This window comes from Rhodospirillum centenum SW, assembly GCF_000016185.1.
Lineage (GTDB): Bacteria > Pseudomonadota > Alphaproteobacteria > Azospirillales > Azospirillaceae > Rhodocista > Rhodocista centena.
In genome coordinates this window covers 4233400-4258120 of the sequence record NC_011420.2, presented here as the reverse complement: position 1 = coordinate 4258120, position 24721 = coordinate 4233400, and the positions used below count along the sequence as shown (strand labels likewise).

Sequence of the window (24721 nt, the reverse complement as noted above, 5' to 3'; positions counted from 1 at the left end):
TCAGTCCGGGCGCAGCCGGTCCAGGGCGGCGGCGAAGCCGGGATCGCCGCGGCGGACCTCGTCCAGCCGGCCGTCGGCATCCAGCAGGAGCAGGCGGTCGGCCAGTTCCGCCTCGCGCCGGAGATGCGTCACCAGCACCAGCGCCCGACCGGCGGCGGCATCCGCCAGCCGGGCCAGGACCGCGCGCGCCGTGCCGCCGTCCAACCCCTCGGTCGGTTCGTCCAGGAGCCATAGCGGCGCCCCGCGCAGGATCAGCCGGGCCAGCGCCAGCCGGCGCCCCTGCCCCTGGGACAGGCCGGTGCCGCCCTCGCCCAGCATCGTGTCCAGCCCGGCCGGCAGGGCACGGACCCAGCCGTCCAGCCCGGCCTGGGCCAGGGCATGCCAGAGCGTCTCCTCGTCCGCGTCCGGGGCGGCCAGCAGCAGGTTGCCGCGCAGGCTGTCGCGGAACAGGTCGGTGCGCTGGCCCAGCACGGTGCGCGGCAGGGCCAGGACATAGCCGTCCTGCGGTATCCGCTCCCCGGCCATCAGGTCCAGCAGGGTGGACTTGCCCGCCCCGCTGGGACCGACGACGGCCACCCGCTCGCCCGCCGCCACCGTCAGCGAGACGCCGCGGAACAGCGGTGCGGGCGCCCCGGCATGGCGGAACCCGACATCGCGCAGGACCAGCGCCGATCCCTCCGGCGGAGAGGGAAGGTCGGACGCCGGGGGCGGCGGCGACCACCAGTCGCGCAGGCGGCGGGCGGCCCAGCGGGTCCGGCCCAGCTCCAGCACGCCGCGGCGCAGGGCGCCGAAGGGCTCCAGCACGGCCAGGGCGAGCAGCACGACCATCGCCGCCTGCGGCACCGTCAGAGCCTCCTGCGCCAGCAGGGCCGCGACCGCGACCAGGGCCGCGGCGGGCAGCAGGGCGCCGATGGCGCCGACGGCCAGGGCCGCGCGCAGGTCCAGCCGGTCCAGCCGGTCGTCGGCCGCGGCCAGCGCCGCCTCCGCCGCCAGCACCGACTGCCGCTGGGCGTCCAGCCGGCCGGTCATCAGCAGGTCGGTCTGGCCGGCCATCAGGTCGATGGCCCTCAGGCGCAGGAGTTCCAGCGCCGCCGCCCGCGACCGGGCCGCCCGCTCCGCCGCCCCGCGCAGGGCCAGCGGCACGCCGACCCCGACGACGAGACAAGCCAGCACCAGCCCGAGGCCCAGGCGCCCGTCCAGCAGCGCCAGCCCGCCGCCCACGACCACGACGGTCAGCAGCGCCGCCGCGGCCGGCGCCAGCAGGCGCAGATAGAGGCTGTCCAGCGCGTCCACGTCCACGGTCAGGCGGAACAGGAGCCGGGCCGGCCGGGCCATCAGCGCGCGCGCCGCCTCCGGCCGGGCGAGACCACGGAACAGCCGTTCCCGCAGCGCCGCCAGCAGGGCCAGCGTCGCCTCGTGCCCGACCACGCGCTCGCCATAGCGCCCGCCGGTCCGCAGCACGGCCAGGAAACGGATCGCCGCGGCCGGCCGGAAGACGTCCAGGCCGGCCAGACCGAGCCCCGCCGCCCCGGCCAGCGCCGTCGCGGTGATGAACCAGCCCGACAGGCCCAGCAGGGCGACCCCGGCCAGCACGGTCAGTCCGGCCAGCAGCGCCGCCGCCAGCAGGGTGCCGCGCCGTTCGCGCCAGTAGAGGGCGATCAGGGCGGCAAGCGGTCCGGGGCGCGTCATGGCACGATCCTGACGATACGGTCGAGCCGCGCGGCAAGGCGCGGGTCATGGGTGGCGACAAGCAGGGTCCGGCCCTCGGCCGCGGCCAGCAGGGCGTCGGCCACGTCGTCGGCGGTGCCGGCGTCCAGATGCGCCGTCGGCTCGTCGGCCAGGATCAGGCCGGCATCCGGATCGGCGACGGCGCGCGCCAGCGCCAGCCGCAGCGCCTCGCCGCCCGACAGGCCGACCCCGCCCTCGCCCACCCGGCGGGCCGGATCGACCCCCGGCAGCAGCCGGGCGATGGCCGCATCCGCCAGCGTCCCCGACCGGCCGAAGGCGGCGTTGGCATGCAGGCTGACGGCGCGGAAATGCGGCCGGTGCCCGACCCAGGCGATGTGGTGGCGCAGCGCCGGGGCGCTGGCCGGTGTCATCGGCAGACCGTCGATCCGGATCTCCCCCGCCTCAGGGCGCAGCAGCCCCGCGATCAGGGCCAACAGGGTGGACTTGCCGCTGCCGCTCGGCCCCAGCAGGGCGACCCGCTCGCCGGGCGCCAGGGCAAGGTCGAACCCGTCGAAGACGGGGCCGACGCCACCGGGATGGGCGAAGCGCAGCGCGCGGACCTCCAGCGCCGGCGGCTGGCCGGCCACGCCGGCGGGCGACGCCGGACCGGCGGCGTCGGACGCGGCCGCCGGTCCGGCGACGGTCCCGTCCCCCAGCTTCTGCAGGGCCGCCAGGGCGGCCTCGCCCGAGGCGCGGTCGTGCCAGAGCGTCGCCAGTTCGCGCAGCGGCTCGAACCAGGCCGGGGCCAGCAGCAGGATGAACAGCCCCTGCTCCAGCCCGAGCGTCCCGCCCCAGGTGCCGAAGTCAGCTCGCCCAGCAGGTGGAAGCCGACATAGACGGCCACCATCGCCACCCCCAGGGCGGAGAACAGCTCCAGCACCGTGGAGGAGAGGAAGGCGATGCGCACCGCCATGGTGCGCCGGCGCACCGTATCGGACAGGGAGCGCAGGCGCAGGGCCGCCGCCTCCACCGCCCCCAGGGCACGGATCGTCGGCAGGCCGCGCAGCCGGTCCAGCAGCAGGCCGTGCATGTCCGCGACCTCGGCCAGCCGGGCCTCGCTGGCCGCCTTCGCCCGCCAGCCGATCAGGGCCATGAACAGGAAGATCAGCGGCGCCGTCAGCAGCAGCAGCAGGGCCGCGAGCCAGGAGACCCAGCCCACCGCCAGCAGGATGAAGGGCCCGACCAGGACGACGCGCAGCTTGGCCGGCCGGAAGCGGTGCCAGTAGGCCAGAACGGCCTCGGCCTGTTCGGTCACCAGCGCGGCGGCCGCACCGGCGGCCGGGCGGCCGGGGTCCAGCGGCGGCAACCCGGCCAGGGCGGCGACGGCGCGGGCACGGTCGCGGCCCAGCCGGTCGCGCGCCGAGCGGAAGGCCAGCCGCCCGCCATAGATGTCGAGCACGGCCCGCACGAGGCCGAGCAGCAGGACCAGGCCCGCCTCCGTGGCCACGGCCGCCACGCCCGTGCCGCCGGCGACCAGGGTGCCGAGCGCGCGCGCCAGCAGCCAGGCCTGCGGCAGCCAGAGCAGCGCTGCCCCGGCCTGGAGCCAGGCGGCCCGGCGCAGGGCGGGTTCGGCGGCCCAGGCCGGACGGCGGGTCCGCCTGGACGCCTTTGCGGAGGCCGCGGCCGGAGCAGCGGCATCTTCGGTGCCGGGTCCGCCGGAGAGCGGCGACGACTCGGGCTGCCGCGGACCGCCGTCACGCGGAATATGGGAGCGGGGCATGTCGGCGCTCACGGACAACGGGATTTACACCGCCCCGTCAGGGCAGCCATGCGGTAGTTTCGTATCTTCAGAGTTAGCAAGGTTTCCCGCCCCTGTCTTCAGACCCCTGGCCCGTGCTGCATTGCGGCGCATTGACAATCCGCAAGGAACCGATGCCCGATCTCCCGGTCCATTCTGCCGGGGCACCGGGTGCCCGGCCGCCGTTCACCGCCGGCACTATGCCTGCGGAACGGCGTCCAGGGAACGGCCAGCGGTGCGCCGGCCCCGTCCAGGCGACGGGACCCCACGCTTTCAGGGAGGCCGGGCTTCTCCGGCGGCATCGCCATGGAATTCGACATCGTCTCCCTGTCCCGGCTGCAGTTCGCCGCGACCGCACTCTATCACTTCCTGTTCGTTCCGCTGACACTTGGTCTGTCGGTCCTGCTCGCCGTCATGGAGACGGTATACGTCCTCACCGGGCGCCCCATCTGGCGCCGGATGACGCAGTTCTGGGGCACGCTGTTCGGGATCAACTTCGTAGTCGGGGTGGCGACGGGAATCACCATGGAATTCCAGTTCGGCATGAACTGGAGCTACTACAGCCACTATGTGGGCGACATTTTCGGGGCGCCGCTGGCGATCGAAGGCCTGATGGCCTTCTTCCTGGAAGCAACCTTCGTCGGCCTGTTCTTCTTCGGCTGGGACCGGATGACGCGGGTCCAGCATCTGGCCGCCACCTGGGCGGTGGCGATCGGTTCCAACCTGTCGGCACTCTGGATCCTGATCGCCAACGGCTGGATGCAGAACCCGGTGGGGGCCGTGTTCAACCCCGAGACCATGCGCATGGAGGTGGAGAGCTTCGCCGCCGTGCTGTTCAACCCGGTGGCCCAGGCGAAGTTCGTCCACACCGTCTCTGCCGGCTACGTCACCGCCTCGGTCTTCGTCCTGGGCGTCTCGGCGTGGTATCTCCTGCAGGGCCGCCATGTCGCCCTGGCCCGCCGCTCGATGGCCGTGGCCGCGTCCTTCGGCCTGCTCTCCTCCTTCTCCGTCGTCGTGCTGGGGGATGAGAGCGGCTATGTCGCCACCGAGCACCAGCGGATGAAGCTGGCGGCGATCGAGGGTATCTGGGAGACGGAGACGCCGCCGGCCCCCCTGACCATCATCGGGTTCCCCGACCAGGAGTCGCGGACGACCGACCATCTGGTGGAGGTGCCGGCCGCGCTGGGGCTGATCGCCACGCGCTCGCTGGATACCGAGGTGCCGGGCATCGCCGATCTGGTGGCGCACGGCCGGACCCGGATCGAGAACGGCATCCTGGCCTATGACGCGCTCCAGTCGATCCGCGCTGCCGGCGGGCCGGACGCCGCCGATCCGGCGGTGCGCGAGGCCTTCGCCGCCAACGTCGCCAATCTCGGCCACGCGCTGCTGCTGCTCCAGTATGTGGACGATCCGCGGCAGGCGACGCCCGAGCAGATCGAGGCGGCGGCCTGGGATCTGGTGCCGCCGGTCGCCACGCTGTTCTGGAGCTTCCGCATCATGGTCGGGCTCGGCTTCTTCTTCATCGTCCTGATGACGGCCTTCTTCTGGCAGATGGTGCGCAACCGGCTGGGGTCCCCGCGCTGGCTGCTGTGGGTCGCCGTCTTCGCCATCCCGCTGCCCTGGATCGCGGCGGAGCTGGGCTGGATCGTCGCCGAGGTGGGCCGCCAGCCCTGGATCATCGAGGGCGTGCTGCCGACGGCCGTGGCCGTGTCCTCGCTGGGCGTCGGCGAGGTTATGCTGACGCTGGCCGGCTTCACCCTGCTCTACGGCACCCTGTTCGTGATCGAGATCGCGTTGATGCTGCGCGCCATCCGCTCCGGCCCGGCGGAGGAACCGCCGCGAGCCGGGTCCTGGCAGTCGGCGCCGGCGGGGGAGTGACGGCCATGGAACTCTACACCCTCATCGACTACACGACCCTGCGCCTGATCTGGTGGGTGCTGCTGGGTATCCTGCTGATCGGCTTCGCCGCGACCGACGGGTTCGACATGGGCGTCGGCATGCTGCTGCCCTTCGTCGCCCGCAACGACCTGGAACGGCGTGTCGCCATCAATTCCGTCGGCCCCGTCTGGGAAGGCAATCAGGTCTGGTTCATCCTGGGCGGCGGCGCCATCTTCGCCGCGTGGCCGCCGCTCTATGCCGTGTCCTTCTCCGGCTTCTATCTCGCCATGTACGTGGTGCTGGCGGCGCTGATCCTGCGGCCGGTCGGGTTCAAGTACCGTTCCAAGCGCCCGGAGCCGCGCTGGCGGGAGGGCTGGGACTGGGCCCTGTTCATCGGCGGCTTCGTGCCGGTGCTGGTGTTCGGGGTGGCCGTGGGCAATGTGCTCCAGGGCGTGCCGTTCCGGCTGGATGCCGACCTGCGGGCGTTCTACGAGGGCGGCTTCTTCGGCCTGCTGAACCCCTTCGCCCTGCTCTGCGGCCTCGTCTCCGTGGCGATGCTCGCCATGCACGGCGCCGCCTGGCTGGCGCTCAAGACGGACGGCTGCGTCGCCCGCCGCGCCCGCGACTACGGCACCGCCGCCGCCCTTGCCACGGCGGTCCTGTTCGCGCTGGGCGGGCTGGCGCTGTGGCTCTGGATCGACGGCTACCGCCTTGTCGGCACGGCGGTCACCGACGGACCGTCGAACCCGCTGTTGAAGGAGGTGGCGCACGATGCCGGGGCCTGGTTCGCCAACTACGCCGCCCGCCCCTGGCTGGTCCTGGTGCCGGCCCTGGGGATCGCGGGGGCGCTGGCCGCGGCGGCGGGGCTGCGGGCCCGGCTGGAGCGGCTGACCCTGCTGGCCTCCGGCCTCTCGATCTTCGCCATCATCACGACGGTCGGCATCACGCTGTTCCCGTTCGTGCTGCCCTCCTCGCTGGACCCGCGCTCCAGCCTGACGATCTGGGACAGTTCGTCCTCGCACCGGACCCTGTTCATCATGCTGGTGGCGACGGCGATCTTCCTGCCGCTGATCCTGGCCTACACCGCCTGGGTCTACCGGGTGCTCCGCGGCAAGGTGGACGAAGCCGCGATCCTGCGCGAGGACGGGCACCACTACTGAGCCGCGCGCCCGCGGCCCCGGAACGGATGGAGGAAACGATGTGGTATTTCGCCTGGCTCCTCGGCCTGCCCCTGGCCGTCGTCTTCGCCGTGCTGAACGGGCTCTGGTTCGAACTGCGGGAGGACGCCGCCCGCGGCCAGCCCGACCCGGACGCTTTCTAGGGCGGGTCGGAAGCCGACAAGCACGGAGGAACAGAGAAGGACGGGGAGGACGGACGCCGCCGGCTACGCCTCCCCGTCCCAGTAATCGACGCCGGTGCCCTGGCGGTGGATGGCCTCGAACGGGCGGGAGGTGGCGAGGCCGGCTTCCGCCATGAACTTGCCGGAATCCGGATACTCGCAGATCTCCGGGTCCTCCTGGGTGCTGACGGAGAGGTATTTCAACGGCGCGTCGGAGGTGTTGAGGATCTGGTGCGGATACTCCGCACCGGGCGGAATGAAGATCACGTCCCCCGCCTTCACGGGGATCATCTCACCCGCCACCCGCAGGGTGCCGCTGCCGGCCAGGATCACGAACATCTCCTCCTGCGCGTGGTGGAGATGGTAGGGGCAGGAGAGCTTGCCCGGCGGCACGATGTCCACCGTGGCGCCGAGCTTGCGAGCCGCCGTGCCCTCCGCCAGCCGGGCCCACAGGCTCTCGACCCGCGTTCCGCGGATCCGGTGCGCCTTGGGAATCTCGTCCAGATTGCGGATCAGGCGGTCGCGGAGCGATGGGGCGGCGGGGCTCATGGACATCCTTCCCGTGACGGAACCGTGCTGGAACACCCCGGATCGTATCTCCTGCGACCGCGACTGACATCGGCGCAAAGGCGTCAGCCGGGGCCGGCAGCAGGCCGGGGGCGGCCATCTGACGGCGCGGCATCGAGGGTGCGCTCCCAGTCGAGGGCAGAGCGGACGATGGTGTCGATGTCGTCGTAAGAGGGACGCCAGCCGTAGCGGTCGCGCAGCAGGGTGGCATCGGCCACGAGGCGGGCGGCATCGCCCGGCCGCCGGCCGGCCTCCCGCAGGGGCAACGGCCGCCCCGCCGCCCGTTCCACGGCCCGCACCACCTCGCGCACCGAGAAACCTCGCCCATAGCCCACATTCACCAGATGCCGGCCGCCATCGCGGCGCAGATGCCCCAGCAGGAGCAGGTGCGCTTCCACCAGATCCGCGACATGGATGTAGTCGCGCACGCAGGTCCCGTCCGGCGTCGGGTAGTCGGTGCCGTAGATCTCCAGGACGGGCCGCCGCCCCGCCGCGACCTCGGCCGCCACCTTGACCAGATGCGTGGCGGACCGCGTGCGCTGCCCGGCCCGGCCCCGCGGGTCGGCCCCGGCCACGTTGAAATAGCGCAGCACCGCCAGATCCAGCCCGTGCGCCGCCGCCGCGTCCGCCAGGATGCGCTCGGCCATCAGCTTGGAGGCACCATAGGGTGTCAGCGGCAGGGCCGGCGCCGTCTCCGCCACCGGCACCGCCGCGGGCTCGCCATAGACCGCCGCGGTGGACGAGAAGATCAGCCGTCCGATCCCGGCTTCGGCGCAGGCCTCCGCCAGCGCGAGGCAGCCCGCCACGTTGTTGCGGTAATAGGCCAGCGGGCGCGCCACCGAGTCCGGGACAATGAGGCTCGCCGCGAAGTGCATCACCGACGTCACCCCGTACCGGCGCAGCAGCCGCAGCAGCCCCTCCCGATCCAGGGTCGAGCCCGGCTCGAACGCCACGCCCGCCGGAACCGCCTCCCGCACCCCCGTCGAGAGATCGTCCAGAACCACCGCCTCCGCACCCGCATCCCGCAGCGCCAGGACCGTGTGCGAGCCGATGTATCCCGCCCCGCCGGTCACCAGCACGACCTCGCCCGACAGGTTGCGCACCAGCCCCCCCAAACTTGCTTGCGCGGACCGAGAGCCGCCCTGGCGGTGGTCCCGCCCTGTCAGGGGGACGCCAGCCGGCGCACGACCGCATCGCCCGCGACCTCGTTGAACCGGCGACCCAACGCCTCTCCGGGCGGGAATGCCTGCTGCACCGCCAGCAGCGCATCCCGGTCCAGGACCAGGGTGACGAAATCCCGCTCCGCCCAGGCGAAGGCCAGCCGGAACTGCTCCTGCAGCAGCTCCTCCACCGTCTCGCCCCAGTAGGGGCGCAGGCGCAGCGCCAGATCGACCCGCCAGAATGCAAGACCGGGGTCGGCGGGACTGGTGAGGATCGAGAGCCTGAGCAGATCCACGGTCCGGAACGGATCGTCCTCCCGCAGGAAAGAAAGATGAGCCAGCAGGGCCCAGACCCGGCCGTCGGCGGGTCCTCGGGAGAGGCTGGCCTCCGCCAGAAGCCGGGCCCGCTCCAGCAACGGGGCCGCCATGCCGGTCCGTCCCCCGGTCTGCATGGCCCGGTCCAGCAGCAGCCGGGCAGTGCGCTGCTGCGCCACCGGGTCCGGGAACCATGTGAGCTGCCGCTCCCGGGCTGCCAGTGCCGCCTCCCAGTCGGCGTCGGCTCCGGTCGCCTTCCAGGTCGCGGTCAGCGCCTCCGCCTGCACCCCGGCGAGCGAAGCGGGCAGCCGCCGGCCGGCGTCCAGTGCCGGTGGCAGGGCGAGCAGCAGCAGCACCGCCGGCAGCAGATACCGGCGCCAGCGCCTGAGGGGGGAGCGGCGGAGCCCGGCCCCGTGCCCGGTCGGGGACAGTCCCCCGGCACCGTCCGTCCTAACCATGGCGCAACTCCCCGGCATTCTCCAGATACCAGCGGCTGGTGGCGGCGATGCCGTCGCGCAGGGGGATGCGGGCGGTCCAGCCCAGTGCGGTCAGGCGGGACACGTCCAGCAGCTTTCGCGGCGTGCCGTCCGGCTTCGTCGGGTCGTAGACGAAGCGCCCGTGCCAGCCGACCACCTCGGCAATCAGCGCCGCCAGTTCGGCGATGGCGATGTCCGTGCCGGTGCCGACATTGACCGTCCGCTCATCCGACCAGTGCCGCAGCAGATGCACGCAGGCATCTGCCAGATCGTCCACATGCAGGAACTCCCGCCGCGGCCGGCCGCTGCCCCAGAGTTCCACCGTCTCCCGCCCCGCGGCCTTCGCCTCATGCACCTTGCGCAGCAGGGCCGGCAGGACGTGGCTGTTCTCCGGGTGGAAATTGTCGTTCGGGCCGTAGAGGTTGGTCGGCATCGCCGAGATGAAGTCGCAGCCGTGCTGCCGCCGGTAGGCCTCGCACAGCCTGATGCCGGCGATCTTGGCGATGGCGTATCCCTCGTTGGTCGGCTCCAGCGGCCCGGTCAGCAGGGCCGTCTCCGGGATCGGCTGCGGCGCCAGCTTGGGGTAGATGCAGGAGGAGCCCAGGAACAGCAGCTTCGCCACCCCCTGGCGGAAGGCGGCATGGATCACGCTGCCGGCGATGGCGAGGTTGTCGTAGAGGAAATCGGCCGGCTGGCGGGCATTGGCGAGGATGCCGCCGACCCGGGCGGCCGCCAGCACCACCACCTCGGGCCGGGTCTCCGCCAGCCAGCGCTCCACCGCCGCCCCGTCGCGCAGGTCCAGCCGGTCGCGCCCGACGGTGAGGGTCTCGCAGTCCTCCGCCGCCAGACGGCGCACCACGGCGGAGCCGACCATGCCGCGGTGGCCGGCCACCCAGACCCGGCGGCCCTGGAGACGGAAATCCACGCCCTGCATGGCCGGCACCGTCATGTCGGCTCCAGTTCCGGCGCGGCACCCTGGCGGACGGCGGCGAGGTCAGCCTCGACCATCTCCCGGACCAGTTCGTCGAAGCCGGTCCGGTATGTCCAGCCCAGCCGCTCCCGCGCCTTGGCCGGATCGCCCAGCAACTGCTCCACCTCCGTCGGCCGGAAGTAGCGCGGGTCGATGCCGACCAGCGCCTGTCCGGTCCGGGCATCGACGCCGATCTCTTCCACGCCCGCACCGCGCCAGACGATCTGCCGCCCGACGATGGCGAAGGCGCGCTCCACGAACTCGCGCACCGACCGGGTCTGGCCGGTCGCCAGCACATAGTCGTCGGGCCGGTCCTGCTGGAGCATCAGCCACATGCCCTCGACATAGTCGCGCGCATGGCCCCAGTCGCGCCGGGCGTCCAGGTTGCCGAGATAGAGGCGTTCCTGCAGGCCGTGCTCGATCGCCGCCACGGCGCGGGTGATCTTGCGGGTGACGAAGGTCTCGCCCCGGCGCGGGCTCTCATGGTTGAACAGGATGCCGTTGGAGGCGTGCATGCCGTAAGCCTCACGGTAGTTCACCGTGATCCAGTAGGCGTAGAGCTTGGCCGCACCGTAGGGACTGCGCGGGTAGAAGGGCGTCGTCTCCCGCTGCGGCGTCTCCTGCACCTTGCCGTACAGCTCCGACGTGGAGGCCTGGTAGAAGCGCACCGTGTCGGCCATGCCCAGGATGCGGATGGCCTCCAGCAGCCGCAGCACGCCGACCGCATCGGCGTTGGCGGTGTATTCCGGCACCTCGAAACTGACCTGGACGTGCGACTGGGCGCCGAGATTGTAGATCTCGTCCGGCCGGATCTCCTGGACCAGCCGGATCAGGTTGGTCGCGTCGGTCAGGTCGCCATGGTGCAGGAAGAAGCGCGTCGGACCTTCATGCGGGTCGCGGTAGAGATGGTCCACCCGCCCCGTATTGAAGGACGAGGACCGGCGCTTCACGCCATGGACCGTGTACCCCTTCTCCAGCAGGAATTCCGCAAGGTAGGAGCCGTCCTGGCCGGTAACGCCGAAGATCAGAGCCTTCTTCGGTCCGCCAGACGTCTTCGGCCCCATCACGAACACTCCATCTGTGAATCGCCACCGACCCACAATGTGTAAAATATGCGCTATCCGGAAGGGACAGTCAAACCGATGACTTCATAGGCAAAGACAAGCGGCGGGCCTGACGGCATCTGATCGAGGGTTCACGCCCCCCGCTCCGAAGTGGTAATTTCCCCCCAGGAACTGCTGGCAACGAGGACATGGTCGATGAAACGGGCGCGGGCACGGGTTCTGGTGACGGGGGGAGCGGGCTTCCTCGGCTCGCATCTCTGCGACCGCCTGATCGCGGACGGCAACGATGTGATCTGTGTCGATAACTTCTTCACGGGCACCAAGGACAACATCGCGCATCTGCTGGGCCACCCGCGCTTCGAACTGCTCCGCCACGACGTTACCTTTCCGCTCTACGTCGAGGTGGATGAGATCTACAATCTCGCCTGTCCGGCGTCCCCGGTGCATTACCAGAACGATCCGGTGCAGACGACGAAGACCTCCGTGCATGGCGCCATCAACATGCTGGGCCTCGCCAAGCGGTTGCGCGCACGGATCTTCCAGGCGTCCACGTCGGAGGTCTATGGCGACCCCGACCAGCATCCGCAGTCGGAGGATTACCGGGGCAATGTGAACCCGATCGGCCCGCGCGCCTGCTACGACGAGGGCAAACGCTGCGCGGAGACGCTGTTCTTCGACTACCACCGCCAGCACGGAGTCGATATCCGCGTGGCGCGCATCTTCAACACCTACGGTCCCCGGATGCATCCGAACGACGGGCGGGTGGTGTCGAACTTCATCGTCCAGGCCCTGCGGAACGCACCGATCACGATCCAGGGCGATGGCCGCCAGACGCGCTCCTTCTGCTATGTCGATGACCTGATCGACGCCATCGTCCGGCTGATGCAGGCGCCGGAGGGCACCACGGGGCCGGTCAATCTCGGCAATCCCGGCGAATTCACGATCCGGGAGCTGGCGGACCAGGTGATCGGGCTGACAGGCTCCCGCTCGGAACTGGTCTACCGGCCGCTGCCGGTGGACGACCCGATGCAGCGCTGCCCCGACATCACGCGGGCGCGCACCCTTCTCGGCTGGGAACCGCGGGTACCGCTGCGGGAGGGGCTGGAGCGGACGATCCGCTACTTCGCCACCCTGCTGGCCGAGGCCGAGCCGGGATGAGCGGCGGACCGGGCAGGGGGCGTATCGGCAGGGGGCGCATCGGCAGGGGGCGCATCGGCCAGCCATGTGCGGAATAGCCGCCGTCTTCGCCTACGATCCCGCCGCCTCACGGGTGTCGGAGGTGGAGCTGGAGGCCATTACGGATGCCATGGCGGCCCGGGGGCCGGACGGGCAGGGCGTATGGCGCCACCCGGACGGCCGGATCGGAATGGGCCACCGCCGCCTTGCCATCATCGACCTGTCCGATGCCGGGCGGCAGCCCATGGCTTCCGCCGACGGACGGCTGCACCTCGTCTTCAACGGGGAGATTTACAACCATCAGGACCTCCGTGCCGAGCTGATCGACGCCGGCGTCGTCCTGCGCAGCCGGAGCGACACGGAGGTGCTGCTGCACCTCTATGCCCGCCATGGTGCGGCCATGCTGCCCCGGCTGCGGGGGATGTTCGCGTTCGCCCTGTGGGACGAGGCGCGCCAGGGCATGCTCGTGGCCCGGGACGGCCATGGCATCAAGCCGCTCTATCTGTGCGACCGCGGCGGCACCGTCCGTCTCGCCTCCCAGGTGAAGGCGATCCTGGCCGGCGGAGCGGTGCCCCGGCGGATCCACCCGGCCGGCGCCGCCGGCTTCCTGCTCTGGGGGGCCGTGCCGGAACCGTTCACCATCGTCCGTGACATCGTTCCCGTTCCGCCTGGATCGAGTCTCTGGATCGACCGCTCCGGGGTCGGCCCGCCCCGGCGCTTCTGGTCGCTGGAGACGGTCCTGGCGGAGGCAGAGGCGGAAAGGCCGCCAGGGGATGCTGCGGGGCCGGGGGCACTGCGGGAAGCCCTGGAGGACACGGTCCGCCACCATCTGGTCGCCGACGTGCCGGTGGCGGTCTTCCTCTCCGCCGGACTCGATTCCTGCACCCTCGCCTCCTACGCCGCAGCAGCGGGCAGGGCAGCAGCGGCCGGCGCCGTCGTGGACACGGTCACCGTGTCCTTCGACCGGCTGGAGGGAACGCCGGCCGACGAAGCCCCCCTGGCGGCCGAGGCGGCACGCGCCCTGGGCACCCGCCACCATCATCTGCGGGTTTCCGCCAACGACTTCGCGGGCGATCTGGAGGGGCTGCTCCGGGCCATGGACCAGCCCAGCACGGACGGGGTGAACGTCTATTACGTCAGCCGCGCCGCGGCCCGGGCCGGGATCAAGGTGGCGCTCTCCGGCCTGGGCGGGGACGAGCTGTTCGGCACCTATCCGAGTTTCCGGGACGTTCCCCGCCTTGCCGCACGGCTGGGGCCGCTCGCTGGCCTGCGGCCCGCGGGGATCGGCTTCCGGCGGCTGGCGGCCCCGCTCCTCCGCCGCTTCACCTCCCCCAAATATGCGGGACTGCTGGAATACGGCACCTCCGTCAGCGATGCCTACCTGCTGCGCCGGGCGCTCTACATGCCCTGGGAACTGCCGGACATCCTGGGACCCGAAGCGGCGCGGGACGGGTGGGCGGAGCTGGAGGCGCGGACAGCCCTGCGCCGGACCGTCGCCGGGCTGCGGGACCCCTGGGTGCAGGTCGCGGCGCTGGAGGCGACCTGGTACATGCGCAACCAGCTCCTGCGCGATGCGGACTGGGCCAGCATGGCGCACGGGCTCGAACTCCGGGTTCCGTTGGTGGACACGGCACTGCTCGGGCGGCTGGCCCCCGTCCTGGTACGGCCGGCACGGCCATCCAAACGCGCGATGGCGGAGTCCGCCCCGCTCCCGCTGCCCCGCCCGATCCTGGACAGACCCAAGTCCGGCTTCTTCGTTCCGCTGCACGACTGGCTGCGCGGGATGCGGCCGGGGGAAGCGACGGACAGAAGGCAGCCGGACAGGGGGCTGCGCGGCTGGGCCCGGCGGGTGCTGGCGGAATGGTCGGACGGATGAGACTGCATGTCCTGCTCCACGAAGCCTTCGGCGGGATCGGCGGCATCGCCGCGGTGAACCGGCTGCTGCTCTCGGCCCTGGCCCGGCATCCCGGCGTCGCGGAGATCGTCGTCCTGCCGCGCCGCGCCCCGCCACCGGAAGCCCCGGTGCCGGAGCGGGTCCGGCACCGGCCCGTCCGCGGCAGCGGTGCCGCGGCCTATCTGGGCGCGGTGCTGCGGGAGACCCTGACCGCCCCGCGTCCGGACCTGATCCTCTGCGGCCATGTCAACCTGCTGCCCGCGGCCGCCCTCCTGCGCCGCGGCCGGCGCATCCCGACGGTCCTGATGGTGCATGGGGTGGATGCCTGGCAGCCGACCGGCCGGTGGCCGGTGGACGGGCTGGTGCGCCGGGTGGACCATGCCGTCGCGGTCAGCGCCTTCACGGCGCGCAGGCTCCAGTCCTGGTCAGGGCTGGCGGACGGAAGACTGCATGTGCTGCCGAACGCCCTGGATCTGTCCCGTTTCGCGCCGGGGCCGCCCCGGCCGGAACTGCTGGACCGCTACGGTCTGCGCGGCAGGACGGTCCTGATGACGCTGGCGCGGCTGTCCGCGCTGGAACGCTACAAGGGCATCGACGAGCTGCTGGACCTGCTGCCGACCCTGCTGCGGGAGAGGCCGGATCTCGCCTACCTGATCGTCGGCGACGGCGATGACAGGCCCCGGCTGGAGGGCAAGGCCCGCGGGCTGGGCCTGGGGGACAGGGTCGTGTTCACGGGCTTCGTACCGGAGGCGGAGAAGGCCGACCATTACCGTCTGGCCGACCTGTTCGTCCTGTGCGGCTCCGGGGAGGGATTCGGGCTGGTTCTGGTGGAGGCCATGGCCTGTGGCCTCCCGGTCGTCGCCAGCCGGCTGGACGGGTCGCAGGAAGTGGTCGCGGACGGGATGCCAGGCGAGCTTGCCGATCCCCGGAACCCGGCGGACCTCCGCCGCGCTGTCCTGGCCGGCCTCACCCGACCGAAGGGAGCCGTGCCGCAGGACCTGGAGCGGTTCGGCTTCCCCGCCTATGCCGTCCGGGTCCATGCCCTGCTGGAGGCCCTGGCTCCCGGCGGCAGCGGGGCGGCACATCCGGTCAGCGGCGTCCGAGGGCGTATTCCAGGGCAGCCAGCAGACCCCGCAGATCCTGCTCGAACCCCCAGTCCTCGATGATGCGGAGACCGGCCGCCCCCATGGCGGCCATGCGCGCCGGATCGTGCAGGATTCCGGCCAGCGCCCGGGCAAGGGCGTCCGGATCGCCGGCCGGGAAGACCCGCCCGTTCTCCCCGTCGCGCACCAGGTCCGGACCGCAACCGACCCTGTCGGAGACGACGATGGCGCGGCCAGCGTTCATGGCCTCGTTGACGACCAGCCCCCAGGGTTCGTCCACCGAGGGCAGCACGAAGACATCGCAGAGATCGAAGAAGGCAGGCAGTTCGGACTGGTTCCGGAAGCCGAGGAAATGGACATGGGGGAGCCCGGCCGCGCCGTGCTCAAGGGCCGCGCGCTCCTCACCGTCCCCGATGTAGAGCAGGACCGGCAGACGGTCCGGCGGCAGCAGGGCCGGCAGGCGCCGGACTGCCTCCAGCAGGTCGCGCGCCCGCTTGCGGGGCTCGAACTTGGAGGCGAAGAGGATGACGGGCCGGTCCGGCGGCAGCCCGAGCCGCGCCCGCAGCACCTCCCGGTCCGGCCGCGCGGCCGCGACCCGCTGTCGGAAGAACTCGTTGTCGACGGCATAGGGAACCGGAAAGATCCGGTCCGCAGCGATGCCGTGCTCCCGGTAATAGTCGCGGTTCAGGCTGCCGATGGCGAGAAAGGCCGTCACCGCCCGGGACAGCAGGGCGAAGAAGAGCCTTTTCGCCGCCTGCCGGGCCGGAGAGCGGGCACGGCTGAGGGAGGTCGCCTCATCCCGCAGCAGAACCTTCAGGCCCAGCACCCTCGCGGCAGCGATGGCGCCGATGTTGTAGGGCCGGCCATAGCCATGGACCCAGAGCACGTCGAACCGCCCCCGCAGGAGGCGCCGCCAGAGGCCGTAGCTCCAGGGGCGCAGCACATCCACCCGGTCGGTGCCGCCGAGGGCCGGCAGGAATTCGTGGCGGTATCCCTCCAGCAGCGGCACGTCCCAGGTGACGGGGCGTCCGAAGCCGGGATCGACACAGCCCCTGACGGACAGGTCGCTCTGGAAGAAGACCGTCAGGTCGATGTCCGGACGGGCGGCGACCCGCCGCAGCAGGGGGGCCTGATACTGGATCGGATGCGTGACGACATAGGCAAGACGAACCGGCCGCCCGGCGCGGGTCCGAAGAGGGGGAACCCCCTGAGCGGTCGTCATGCCGCGTCTTTCCTTCAGGATCTTTCCTTCAGGATTCAGGCGGTCCGCCCCTGACAGGCGCAGCCGGCCCGTTCCTTTGTCTGTTCTGTCTGTTTGACTGCGCCCCCGACACTTGGCAAGTCTTATCATCGACCGCGGCCGGGTTGCCCCCGGCCCGGACAGCCCCCTCTCCGGACGGACCGGGTCGCCATGACCAGCACCTCCTCGCTTCCCTCGCCGGACCGGACCGTCCCGCCGCCAGGCGGCAGGATTCTGCTGGCCCTGCTGCTTCTGCTGCTGCTCACGCTGCCCCTGCCGTTCGGCGGGGCGCGCCCCTGGGCCGCGAACCTGTTCGTCATGGCGGCAGGCGCGCTTCTGGCGGGCTGGACGCTCCTGTCCCTAAGGGGCTCCGGAAGAGAGGGAGGGCTGTGGCCGCATGGCACCGGACCGGCCCTGGCCGTGGCGGCTGTCGCCCTGTGGGCGGTGCTCCAGGCGCTTCCCGTCTGGCCGGAGGCGATCGCGCACCCGCTCTGGGCGGAAACGGGAGCGATTCTGGGACGGGATATCGGCCACCGCATCTCGCTGGCCCCGGATGCGACGATCCGGTCGGCGGGCATGCTCGCGGCCTGCGCCGCGATCTTCTTCGTCTCCGCCCAGCTCTGCCGCAACCGCCGCAACGCCCACAGGCTGCTGGCGGCCGTGGTGGCCGGCTGCCTTTTCTATGCCGTCTACGGAATCGCTACCTATCTGTTCCTGGACAACCGCATCCTCTGGATGGAACGCTGGGCCTACCACGACGACGTCGCATCGACCTTCGTCAACCGCAACTCCTTCGCCTGCTTCGCTGCGCTGGGGCTGGTCAGCACCCTGGCGCTGCTGGTCGGCAAGCTGAGCGAAGCCTGGACCGACCCGGACACCCGGCGGCTGGCGCTCCTGGGCATGGTGGAGCGCGCCGGCACCTACGGACTGATCCTTCTGGCCGCTGCCGTCGTTCTGCTGTCGGGGATTCTGATGAGCCATTCCCGCGGCGGTCTGGCGGCGGCGGCGGCAGGTTCGGCCGTCGCCATCCTGCTCTGCGCCCGGGCCCGGCGCCGGACGGGACTGCTGCGTGCCCTGCTGCTGCTCTGCGGGCTCGTCGGCCTGACGGTCATGCTCCAGATCGGCGGAGAGGGCACGATCTTCCGGATCGTCAACGAAGGAGCGGTCCAGGCACGCGAGATCTACAACACGGTGATGCTGCGGGCGATCGCCAGCTCGCCCCTGGTCGGGTACGGCATGGGCGCCTTCGAGCAGACCTTCAGTCTGTTCCTTGACCGGCAGGCGGCCCTGGCGCTGTCCGGCAACGCCCCCCTGCTGAGCGTTGACCGGGGGCACAACGACTATCTGGAAGGCATGCTGGGTCTGGGGATACCAGCGGCCCTGGTGCTGTGGGGCAGCATCGCGGCGGTGGCGATCCGCTGCGTCCGGGGCAGCGTGACGCGCCGACGCGACTGGGCCTGCCCTGGTGCCGCCGCGGCCGCCGTGACGGTGGTCGCCGTCCACTCCCTGGTGGATTTCAGCCTTCAGATGCCCGCGGTCGCGGCCACCTGCGCGGCCCTGCTCGGGATGGGCCATGCCCAGTCCCGCAGCTCCCGGGACCCGTCATGACGGCCCGCCACGGGAGCGCGGGACCGGCAGCGGGCGCGCGGACCCGTCACAACCCCTCCAGCACGGCGGCCAGACGGGCATCGTTGCCGTAGCCCGACATCTCCGCCCGGCAGCGCCCGGCGGCGGCGATCAGGGACCGGGCCTCCTCATCGTGCATGAAACGGTGGATCAGCCCCGCGCAGTCCCGCACATCGTCGAAGAACAGCGCCTCCCGTCCCTCCTCGAAGCTCTTCATATGGTCCCCGGTGCGCTGCGCCAGCAGGAACCCGCCGCAGCCCGCGATCTCGAAGGTCCGCCGGGCCAGCGTGTCCACGTTGGAGCGGGTCACGAAGCTGAGACAGATGCGGCTCTTCCAGATCGTCTCGCGGTAGCCGGAACCGTAGGTGGAAGGATGGTGGCTCGCCCCCAGGCGCGACCGCCAGCGGGCCGGCCATGCGCCGCTGTGGACATGCACATTGATGCCGTACTCCACGCGCAGCGCATCGATGAAGGGCGCCCGGTCGTCGTAGGGGGCACCGATGAAGGAGACAGCGAAGGGCCGGTCCCTGTCCGACCAGCCGGCAGGCGGAGGGAAATGCACGGTGGGTTCGTAGCCGAAAGGCATCAGGCGGACCTCCCGGGCTCCGGCCCGCCTGTACTCCTCCAGGTTCGAAGGGCGGGGGACGATGTGGACGTCGTATTCCGGCAGGGCCGTCAGGAACGCGCCCCAGCAGCCGTCCCGCCTCGGCCCGAATGGATTGTCGGGATTGTAGTGGACGACGCGCCGCCCCGCCGTCCGCAGGGCCGCCACGGTTTCCCGGCGGACCAGGACAGCCTTGTCCGCCCAGACGATATCCGGCCGGACATGCTCAACCGCGAGGCGGAGATCCTGGTTGCACCGCTCCGCCGAGCGTCCCCGCTGCAAGCGATACCGGATCTGGCGCGCAAGCCGGGAGCCCGCGGTCAGGTAGGGGGTCATGTCGAATTCGATCACCGCATGGCCCAGCCGCCGCAAGGCGGCGATGCGGTGCCGGGTGTTCGAGATGCCGGACATCTCTCCGGCATAGAGGATGCGGCGCTGCACCATGGTCATGCCGTCATCATCGGGGGCATCGGGGGCATCGGCCTCTCAGGCCGGATCGGCCGTTCCGGGACCGGAATGCCCAGTTCGTCCAGCGCAGCGGCGATGCGGCTGTCATTGTCGTAGCCGGACCGCCAGGCCCGCCGGGCTGCCGCCTTGCCCATTTCCGTCCGCCGGTCCGGATCATCCAGAAGGAGCCCGACCTGCCGGGCGCATTCCGCGAGATCGGAGAAGAACAGGGCCTCCCCGCCATCCTGCAGAGCGGCAAGCTGGTCCGGCGTCCGGTAGGCGACGATCGCCGCCCCCGCCGCCGCCAGCTCGAAGGTCCGCGTCGCCAGATCGTCGATGTTGGACCGGGTGACGAAGCCCAGGCAGATGCGGGACCGCCAGATCGCCTCGCGGTAGCGCTCCCCGGGCGCCGGCCCCCGGTGCCGGACCAGTGGATCCGAAGGTTGCCGGTTCCGCCGGGGCCACCGGCTACCATGGACCGTCACCTCCCGCCCGAGACGCGCGGCCAGGGCAGAGATGAACTGCGGCCTGTCGTCATAGGGAGAGCCGATGAAACTGACTTCATACGGCCTGTCCGCCTCCGTCCAGCCCTCCGGCGGAGGATAATGCACCGTCGGTTCGAAGGCGAAGGGCATCACCACCACCCGCCGCGCCCCGTGGCGTGGATAGTCCTCCAGATTGCTGCGGCGGGGGACCAGATGCGCGTCGTACTCCGGCAGGGCCGCAAGGAAATGCCGCCAGCCCGGGTCCCGGCGCAGGCCGAAGGGGTTGTCCGGGTTGTAGTGGAGGACGCAGGCCCCGAGGCGGCGGATCTCGCGCACCGTCCCGGGGCGCAGCAGCAGGGCCTTGTCGCACCAGACGATGTCCGGACGGGCGCAGGCGACCTGATCCAGCAGGGCGCGGTTGAAACTGTCGATCAGCTCCCCCCTGCCCAGCCGGAGCCGGAGATAGCGGGCAGCGCGGCTGCCGGCCTCGGTATAGATGTCCGTGTCCATCGACCGGAGCCGGAATCCCAGCCGGCCAAGCGCCATATGGCGGTGCCAGCAGGTGCCCGTTGGACTCAGGCTACCGACATAGAGTATCCGGGTCATGCTTCATCAGGGACAGGAGCGCAGACGACGGGACTGATCCGGTCATCGGCCGCCTTTCGTCAATGGATCGCTCTGACATATCACGGCGAACACATCGAATCCAGTTCTGATAAGTCACAGACTGACCGACGGACACATGCCGATCACGGGGAGGGAAACGCCATGACCGAAAAAACCGACCTGGATCACATCGCCGAACGCGTCCGGCCGACCAAGATCACACATGATTATTTCCGTTACTACTGGATACATTTCGGCCACCGCCGTCACGCCGTCCGTTCGCTGCTGGAAATCGGTGTGCAGGGCGGTCGTTCGCTCAAGGTCTGGCGTGAGTTCTTCCCGAAAGCCACCGTCTGCGGGCTGGACTGCGATCCGGGATGCGCCCGGCTGGAGGCGGACGGCTTTGCCATCCAGATCGGGGACAGCCAGAGCCCGGCGGTGGCCCGCACCGCACTGGAGCGGTTCGGGCGGACATCCTTCGACATCATCATCGACGACGGCGCCCATCATCCCCAGGCACAGATCGAGACCTTCCGCACCTGGTTCCCCCATCTGGCCGAGGGCGGCGTCTATGTCGTGGAGGACGTGGCGCAGTTCAGCCGCTACGACCGGGTGGATGCGCTGGACGCCTTCTCCGAACTGATCTACGGCATCAACCATGTACCGGACGGGAGCGCCGACTGGCATGCGCTGACGACGCTGGAGGGGGTGGCGAACCCCTTCGTCCGGCAGATCGTCGGCATCTCCTTCTACCGCTACCTGATCTTCATCGAGAAGGGGCGGAACCCGGAGGACAACCGCTACCTGACGGACCCCGCCTTCAACCGGCTGGATCTGGAGGCGGAGCAGGAGGCCGGCGACACGGCCCCGCCGACACCCCCCGGCTGGACGGGCTGGCACAACCTGTCAGCCCACCTGGGACGGCGGCTGGGCAGCAGCTTCATCCCGGCAGCCATCCGGCGACCGCACCTCGGCGGCAGCCTTCTCCGCTCGGTCGCCCGCCGGCTGGGGCTGTGATCGCCCGGCGCGCCCGATCCCGCCGCCGGCGAAGCGGGCGAGGCGGTGGCGCGCGCCCTGCCGCAGCCAGTCGCGCTGATCCGCCGAAAGCACCATCCGGTAGGCCGCCGGCACGGCCCCAGCCAGCCAGAGCGCGCCGAACAGGCCGAGCGTCAGGGGCGACACAGGCGCCACGAGCGCCCCGGCCGCCCCCGCCAGGCCCCAGGAGACCAGGGCCGCGCCGGCGATCCGGAGCCCACTTTCCGCCAGAAAGGCAAACAGCGGCAGCCCCAGCCGCGGATGGCAGAGAGCCGGCAGGAACAGACCGATGGCCACGGTCTCCCCCACCGCCAGCGCGACGGCGGCACCGACGGCCCCCTGCCCGGGGATCAGCAGGAGCATGAGCAGCAACGACAGGCCGGCATGCAGCAGATAGCTGAGGGTCAGCGCCTGGGGACGGTTGGTGAAGCTCAGGAACGTCTGGCTGGGAATCGCGGGGCTGACGGCAAGGATGCCGGCCAGCAGGACGGCGAAGACAGGCAGATCCAGGGCCACGGCGCCCCCGGTCCAGATCCGGACGAACGGCTCCGCCGCGGCGAGGGAGACACCGGCGGCGAAGCCGGCGACGCCGCCCAGGAAGCGGCTGGTCCTGAGAAACATGCTGCGGACGCCGGCGAGATCCTCCCGCGCGTACTTGATCGACATCTCCACGCCGATCCCGGGAGCGAGCTGCGCCGGAAGCTGCCGGACCATGCCGGCCAGCGTGCGGGCGATGCTGAACAGGATCACCGCGTTGCCCGCCGGGGCGAGATGGTTGAGCACCAGGATCGGGAGCTGCGTCACCGACATCTGGTAGAGCGGTCCGACGGCATAGAGCCCGCCGCGGCCCGCGATGTCGCGCAGCTCCGCCCGGTCCGGCAGGGCGAGCCCCCAGGGCAGGGAGCCGAACTGACGGCGGAGATCCCAGGGAAGGACGACGAGGAAGAGGACGACCCCGCCCAGCGTGACGAGGGCGATCTGCGACGGCCCCGCCCCCAGGAGAAGACAGACAAGGGTCGCCAGCACCGTGTAGAGCGAATGCAGGATACCCATGTAGACCGACCGTTCGTAGCGCCCGCGGGTCCTGTAGAGGACCCCGAGAATACCCATGCCGACGGCCAGGATGTTCACCAGGGTGCAGCCGGCCAGGGCCAGGAAGGCGTCGTCCGGCGCCATCGTCCCGAGCTTCAGCAGCGCCACGGGATCGGTCAGCAGCAGCAGGGCACCGATGCCGGCTATGGCCGAGGCGGTGACCACCGCGTAGCACCCCAGCGCGATCTTCAGGGTCTTCGCGTAGGCCGCCTCCTCACGGGCAGCCCACTGCATGGTCAGCCTGTTGCCGAAATAGAACTGCATGCCGAGGTCGAGCAGGCCGGCCATGGCCGCGACGGCCCCGATCACCAGCCAGTCCTGGTAGACGCCCGCCCCCCAGGCATGCAGATAGGCCGGAACCAGCAGGAACTGCTGCCCGAAGGTGAGCCCGAACAGAACGAAGCGGGCGCCGAATCCCCGGGTCAGGGACCCTTTCACCGACCGATCGTCACCGCCGTCCAATGCGGGTCCGCCCGGATCAGCGCAGCGCGGGCCGGCCGGCCGACAGGGCGGGCCGCGCGCTGAAGGACCGGAACAGGCGGAAGACCAGATCGAGGAGCAGGAAGACCAGAGCGTAGCGCAGGGCTGAGAAGTACAGCGTCATGGTGCCCTCTGCCGCGAGGAAGAACTGGAACATCAGCCCCAGCCCCATCACCGCGACATAGGAGTCCTGGAACCAGCCCATGACATGGGCGCAGACGCGGATGATCAGAAATATCACGACAGGGTACACGATCAGCCCGGCGAACCAGAAATCCGCGAAGGAGCCGATCACAGGACTGAACGCCTCGTCCGACGGCGGCCGGCCGATCACCTCGTTCACGATGTCCTCGGTGAAGGGGACGGTCCGCACCAGTTCGGCCTTGCCCGGAATGACGAAGCGCGGAACGGTGACGATCGCCGACATCGCAAGATGCAGCCCCCCCAGCATGTCCGACGCCGGATACTGGTGAACGACATCCGCCGCATAGCCGAACATGAAGGCGCGGTAGCTCAGATTCTCGAAACTGGAGGCGGCCGCCAGTTCGCGCTCCGCCTGGACGACGCTGTAGGCCACGCTCAGACCGTCGAGCATGCCGCCCTCGACGCCGACATCGGCGACCCGGTTCATGCCGATGCGGAGCATGTACTGAAGCTGGGTGGCCGTCGTGATGGTGCCCAGCAGAACGAGGCCGGCGGCGACCAGCCAGCCCGGACGGACCCGGCGACCGCACGCGAGATACCGGGCCCAGAGATGGAAGACCGTGCCGATGATGAGGGCACTTGCGAAGCTCAACCGTCCCCAGAGGGCGCAGAGGAAGATCTGGACCGCCAGCGTCACCAGTGTGGTCACGATAAAGACAAGGGAATGGCGGCGGAGACCCTGCCCCAGAATCCAGCCGCAGCAGGCGACGACCGGCAGCAGCAGTGCGCCGATCACGTTGGCGAGGATGGGAGCCTCCCCCTCGATGCTGGAGGTCAGCCCGCGGAAACCCCAGTCGCCGATGGACAGGACATAGACCTCGGCCACGATGAGAACGACGAAGAAGCCGCCGATCCGCGACCCGGACCCGCCCCCGCGGCCCAGCAGGTCGAAGGTCGGCGCCCAGGACGCACGCTCGTACCGGCCAAGGAATGACAGCGCCGCGCAGAACAGCACGACATACAGGGCGCCGACGATGGCCTGCTCCCCGTCGAAACGCGGATAGTAGACGGCGCGCAGCGTATCCTCGCCCGGAGCCAGGAACAGGCTGAGCGCCCCGCCGAAGAAATGGAAGAACTGGAGCGCAGCCGCGAGAAGACGGCAGGCCGACCAGTTCTCCCGCGGACTCCAGACGATTTCCGCGAAGGCGAAGAGGGCGGGCGCCGTCAGACAGAGAAAACCCAGGACCATGATGGCCGCCGATTGCAGGCCGGCGCCGACGAACAGGGCCAGAAGGCCCAGAACGGTCAGTGCGATCCGCAGCAGCAGCGATGTCTTGGCGATCCGGGCGTCGGTCACGGGACCCGGCACGGCTGTCGTCATGGTCCAGGTCCGCCTGTGATTCCGTTACCGTGCCGGCCCGTTCCCGCGCCGACCCGTTACCGTGCTGGCCGGAGAAGGCGCATCGGCCCGCCCGGCCGGGAAACGGCCGGAAACGGACTGTTCCGATCTTCCGCATTGGCAGCGTACCAACTTTGGCTTATCCGTGCCACCCG

Annotated in this window: 21 protein-coding genes; 8 read left to right on the top strand and 13 right to left on the bottom strand. The window is 70.9% G+C overall.

From position 1 onward, the window contains the following. From cydC to RC1_RS22585, 3 genes are read right to left on the bottom strand one after another with little or no spacing between them, the layout of a single operon-like run. Positions 1-1689 carry a thiol reductant ABC exporter subunit CydC gene (gene cydC, locus RC1_RS19310; RefSeq protein WP_012569151.1) on the bottom strand — a complete coding sequence of 563 codons (1689 nt, stop codon included), beginning with the start codon at positions 1687-1689 and terminating at the stop codon, positions 1-3. Continuing rightward, positions 1686-2195 (bottom strand): ATP-binding cassette domain-containing protein, encoded by a 510-nt coding sequence (locus RC1_RS22400; RefSeq protein ID WP_234703907.1) that lies wholly within the window; start codon positions 2193-2195, stop codon positions 1686-1688. Before RC1_RS22400 ends, cydC begins: the two co-directional genes overlap by 4 nt. Next, on the bottom strand, positions 2153-3448 hold the full coding sequence (locus RC1_RS22585) for an ABC transporter transmembrane domain-containing protein (RefSeq protein ID WP_272912051.1): 1296 nt from the start codon (positions 3446-3448) through the stop codon (positions 2153-2155). The genes RC1_RS22400 and RC1_RS22585 overlap by 43 nt, the downstream gene beginning before the upstream one ends. A 324-nt stretch (positions 3449-3772) precedes the next feature. Between RC1_RS22585 and RC1_RS19300 the strand changes: the two genes are divergently transcribed. From RC1_RS19300 to cydX, 3 genes are read left to right on the top strand one after another with little or no spacing between them, the layout of a single operon-like run. Then, complete coding sequence (locus RC1_RS19300; RefSeq protein WP_012569150.1) at positions 3773-5344, top strand: cytochrome ubiquinol oxidase subunit I; 1572 nt, start codon at positions 3773-3775, stop codon at positions 5342-5344. A gap of 5 nt (positions 5345-5349) precedes the next feature. Further along, complete coding sequence (cydB, locus tag RC1_RS19295) at positions 5350-6504, top strand: cytochrome d ubiquinol oxidase subunit II (RefSeq protein WP_012569149.1); 1155 nt, start codon at positions 5350-5352, stop codon at positions 6502-6504. A 26-nt stretch (positions 6505-6530) separates the two neighbouring features. Then, the gene (gene cydX, locus RC1_RS21045) at positions 6531-6665 is read left to right on the top strand and encodes a cytochrome bd-I oxidase subunit CydX (protein ID WP_234703804.1); all 135 of its coding nucleotides are present in this window, start codon (positions 6531-6533) and stop codon (positions 6663-6665) included. Between the two features lie 63 nt (positions 6666-6728). Here cydX and RC1_RS19285 read toward each other — a convergent pair whose 3' ends face one another. The 5 genes from RC1_RS19285 to gmd form a co-directional block, all read right to left on the bottom strand. Continuing rightward, positions 6729-7232, bottom strand: coding sequence for a cupin domain-containing protein (locus RC1_RS19285; RefSeq protein WP_012569147.1), 504 nt, complete (start codon positions 7230-7232; stop codon positions 6729-6731). An 83-nt stretch (positions 7233-7315) separates the two neighbouring features. Next, entirely contained in the window at positions 7316-8353 is a 1038-nt protein-coding gene (gene galE, locus RC1_RS22390) for a UDP-glucose 4-epimerase GalE (protein ID WP_234703803.1), read from the bottom strand. Positions 8354-8412: 59 nt separating this feature from the next. Next, entirely contained in the window at positions 8413-9183 is a 771-nt protein-coding gene (locus tag RC1_RS22385; protein WP_012569145.1) for a hypothetical protein, read from the bottom strand. Further along, on the bottom strand, positions 9176-10150 hold the full coding sequence (gene fcl / locus RC1_RS19270) for a GDP-L-fucose synthase (protein WP_012569144.1): 975 nt from the start codon (positions 10148-10150) through the stop codon (positions 9176-9178). The genes RC1_RS22385 and fcl overlap by 8 nt, the downstream gene beginning before the upstream one ends. Continuing rightward, positions 10147-11235: a GDP-mannose 4,6-dehydratase gene (gmd, locus tag RC1_RS19265; RefSeq protein WP_012569143.1), complete on the bottom strand. Its 1089-nt coding sequence runs from the start codon at positions 11233-11235 to the stop codon at positions 10147-10149. Before gmd ends, fcl begins: the two co-directional genes overlap by 4 nt. A gap of 195 nt (positions 11236-11430) precedes the next feature. On the opposite strand from gmd, the gene RC1_RS19260 reads away from it, so the two are divergent. The 3 genes from RC1_RS19260 (at position 11431) to RC1_RS20540 (ending at position 15471) form a co-directional block, all read left to right on the top strand. Then, entirely contained in the window at positions 11431-12393 is a 963-nt protein-coding gene (locus tag RC1_RS19260) for a UDP-glucuronic acid decarboxylase family protein (protein WP_012569142.1), read from the top strand. Positions 12394-12457: 64 nt separating this feature from the next. Next, positions 12458-14287, top strand: coding sequence for an asparagine synthase (glutamine-hydrolyzing) (asnB, locus tag RC1_RS19255; protein WP_012569141.1), 1830 nt, complete (start codon positions 12458-12460; stop codon positions 14285-14287). Continuing rightward, positions 14284-15471, top strand: coding sequence for a glycosyltransferase family 4 protein (locus RC1_RS20540; protein WP_012569140.1), 1188 nt, complete (start codon positions 14284-14286; stop codon positions 15469-15471). The genes asnB and RC1_RS20540 overlap by 4 nt, the downstream gene beginning before the upstream one ends. Here the strand turns inward: RC1_RS20540 and RC1_RS19245 are convergent. Continuing rightward, a complete protein-coding gene (locus tag RC1_RS19245; protein ID WP_049766773.1) occupies positions 15395-16630 on the bottom strand; it encodes a glycosyltransferase family 4 protein in 1236 nt (411 codons plus the stop codon). The genes RC1_RS20540 and RC1_RS19245 overlap by 77 nt on opposite strands. A gap of 189 nt (positions 16631-16819) precedes the next feature. On the opposite strand from RC1_RS19245, the gene RC1_RS19240 reads away from it, so the two are divergent. Continuing rightward, a complete protein-coding gene (locus tag RC1_RS19240) occupies positions 16820-18256 on the top strand; it encodes an O-antigen ligase family protein (RefSeq protein WP_012569138.1) in 1437 nt (478 codons plus the stop codon). 46 nt (positions 18257-18302) lie between these two features. Here the strand turns inward: RC1_RS19240 and RC1_RS19235 are convergent, their stop codons facing one another. Both RC1_RS19235 and RC1_RS19230 read right to left on the bottom strand, forming a co-directional pair. Further along, the gene (locus RC1_RS19235; protein WP_012569137.1) at positions 18303-19328 is read right to left on the bottom strand and encodes a CgeB family protein; all 1026 of its coding nucleotides are present in this window, start codon (positions 19326-19328) and stop codon (positions 18303-18305) included. Further along, complete coding sequence (locus tag RC1_RS19230; protein WP_012569136.1) at positions 19325-20320, bottom strand: CgeB family protein; 996 nt, start codon at positions 20318-20320, stop codon at positions 19325-19327. The genes RC1_RS19235 and RC1_RS19230 overlap by 4 nt, the downstream gene beginning before the upstream one ends. 258 nt (positions 20321-20578) lie before the next feature. Between RC1_RS19230 and RC1_RS21920 the strand changes: the two genes are divergently transcribed. Next, the gene (locus RC1_RS21920) at positions 20579-21433 is read left to right on the top strand and encodes a class I SAM-dependent methyltransferase (protein WP_049766771.1); all 855 of its coding nucleotides are present in this window, start codon (positions 20579-20581) and stop codon (positions 21431-21433) included. Here RC1_RS21920 and RC1_RS19220 read toward each other — a convergent pair. Next, a complete protein-coding gene (locus RC1_RS19220) occupies positions 21323-22981 on the bottom strand; it encodes a lipopolysaccharide biosynthesis protein (RefSeq protein WP_012569135.1) in 1659 nt (552 codons plus the stop codon). The two genes, RC1_RS21920 and RC1_RS19220, sit on opposite strands and share 111 nt — an antisense overlap. Positions 22982-23021: 40 nt before the next feature. Then, entirely contained in the window at positions 23022-24548 is a 1527-nt protein-coding gene (locus RC1_RS19215) for a hypothetical protein (RefSeq protein WP_012569134.1), read from the bottom strand. Positions 24549-24721 lie beyond the last annotated feature (173 nt).

What these genes read in the sequence shown, in the direction of transcription:
- cydC (WP_012569151.1), bottom strand. Translation starts at nt 1,689, where the DNA reads ATGACGCGCCCCGGACCGCTTGCCGCCCTGATCGCCCTCTACTGGCGC.
- RC1_RS22585 (WP_272912051.1), bottom strand. Translation starts at nt 3,448, where the DNA reads ATGCCCCGCTCCCATATTCCGCGTGACGGCGGTCCGCGGCAGCCCGAG.
- RC1_RS19300 (WP_012569150.1), top strand. Translation starts at nt 3,773, where the DNA reads ATGGAATTCGACATCGTCTCCCTGTCCCGGCTGCAGTTCGCCGCGACC.
- cydB (WP_012569149.1), top strand. Translation starts at nt 5,350, where the DNA reads ATGGAACTCTACACCCTCATCGACTACACGACCCTGCGCCTGATCTGG.
- cydX (WP_234703804.1), top strand. Translation starts at nt 6,531, where the DNA reads ATGGAGGAAACGATGTGGTATTTCGCCTGGCTCCTCGGCCTGCCCCTG.
- RC1_RS19285 (WP_012569147.1), bottom strand. Translation starts at nt 7,232, where the DNA reads ATGAGCCCCGCCGCCCCATCGCTCCGCGACCGCCTGATCCGCAATCTG.
- RC1_RS22385 (WP_012569145.1), bottom strand. Translation starts at nt 9,183, where the DNA reads ATGGTTAGGACGGACGGTGCCGGGGGACTGTCCCCGACCGGGCACGGG.
- fcl (WP_012569144.1), bottom strand. Translation starts at nt 10,150, where the DNA reads ATGACGGTGCCGGCCATGCAGGGCGTGGATTTCCGTCTCCAGGGCCGC.
- gmd (WP_012569143.1), bottom strand. Translation starts at nt 11,235, where the DNA reads ATGGGGCCGAAGACGTCTGGCGGACCGAAGAAGGCTCTGATCTTCGGC.
- RC1_RS19260 (WP_012569142.1), top strand. Translation starts at nt 11,431, where the DNA reads ATGAAACGGGCGCGGGCACGGGTTCTGGTGACGGGGGGAGCGGGCTTC.
- asnB (WP_012569141.1), top strand. Translation starts at nt 12,458, where the DNA reads ATGTGCGGAATAGCCGCCGTCTTCGCCTACGATCCCGCCGCCTCACGG.
- RC1_RS20540 (WP_012569140.1), top strand. Translation starts at nt 14,284, where the DNA reads ATGAGACTGCATGTCCTGCTCCACGAAGCCTTCGGCGGGATCGGCGGC.
- RC1_RS19245 (WP_049766773.1), bottom strand. Translation starts at nt 16,630, where the DNA reads ATGACGACCGCTCAGGGGGTTCCCCCTCTTCGGACCCGCGCCGGGCGG.
- RC1_RS19240 (WP_012569138.1), top strand. Translation starts at nt 16,820, where the DNA reads ATGACCAGCACCTCCTCGCTTCCCTCGCCGGACCGGACCGTCCCGCCG.
- RC1_RS19235 (WP_012569137.1), bottom strand. Translation starts at nt 19,328, where the DNA reads ATGACCATGGTGCAGCGCCGCATCCTCTATGCCGGAGAGATGTCCGGC.
- RC1_RS19230 (WP_012569136.1), bottom strand. Translation starts at nt 20,320, where the DNA reads ATGGACACGGACATCTATACCGAGGCCGGCAGCCGCGCTGCCCGCTAT.
- RC1_RS21920 (WP_049766771.1), top strand. Translation starts at nt 20,579, where the DNA reads ATGACCGAAAAAACCGACCTGGATCACATCGCCGAACGCGTCCGGCCG.
- RC1_RS19215 (WP_012569134.1), bottom strand. Translation starts at nt 24,548, where the DNA reads ATGACGACAGCCGTGCCGGGTCCCGTGACCGACGCCCGGATCGCCAAG.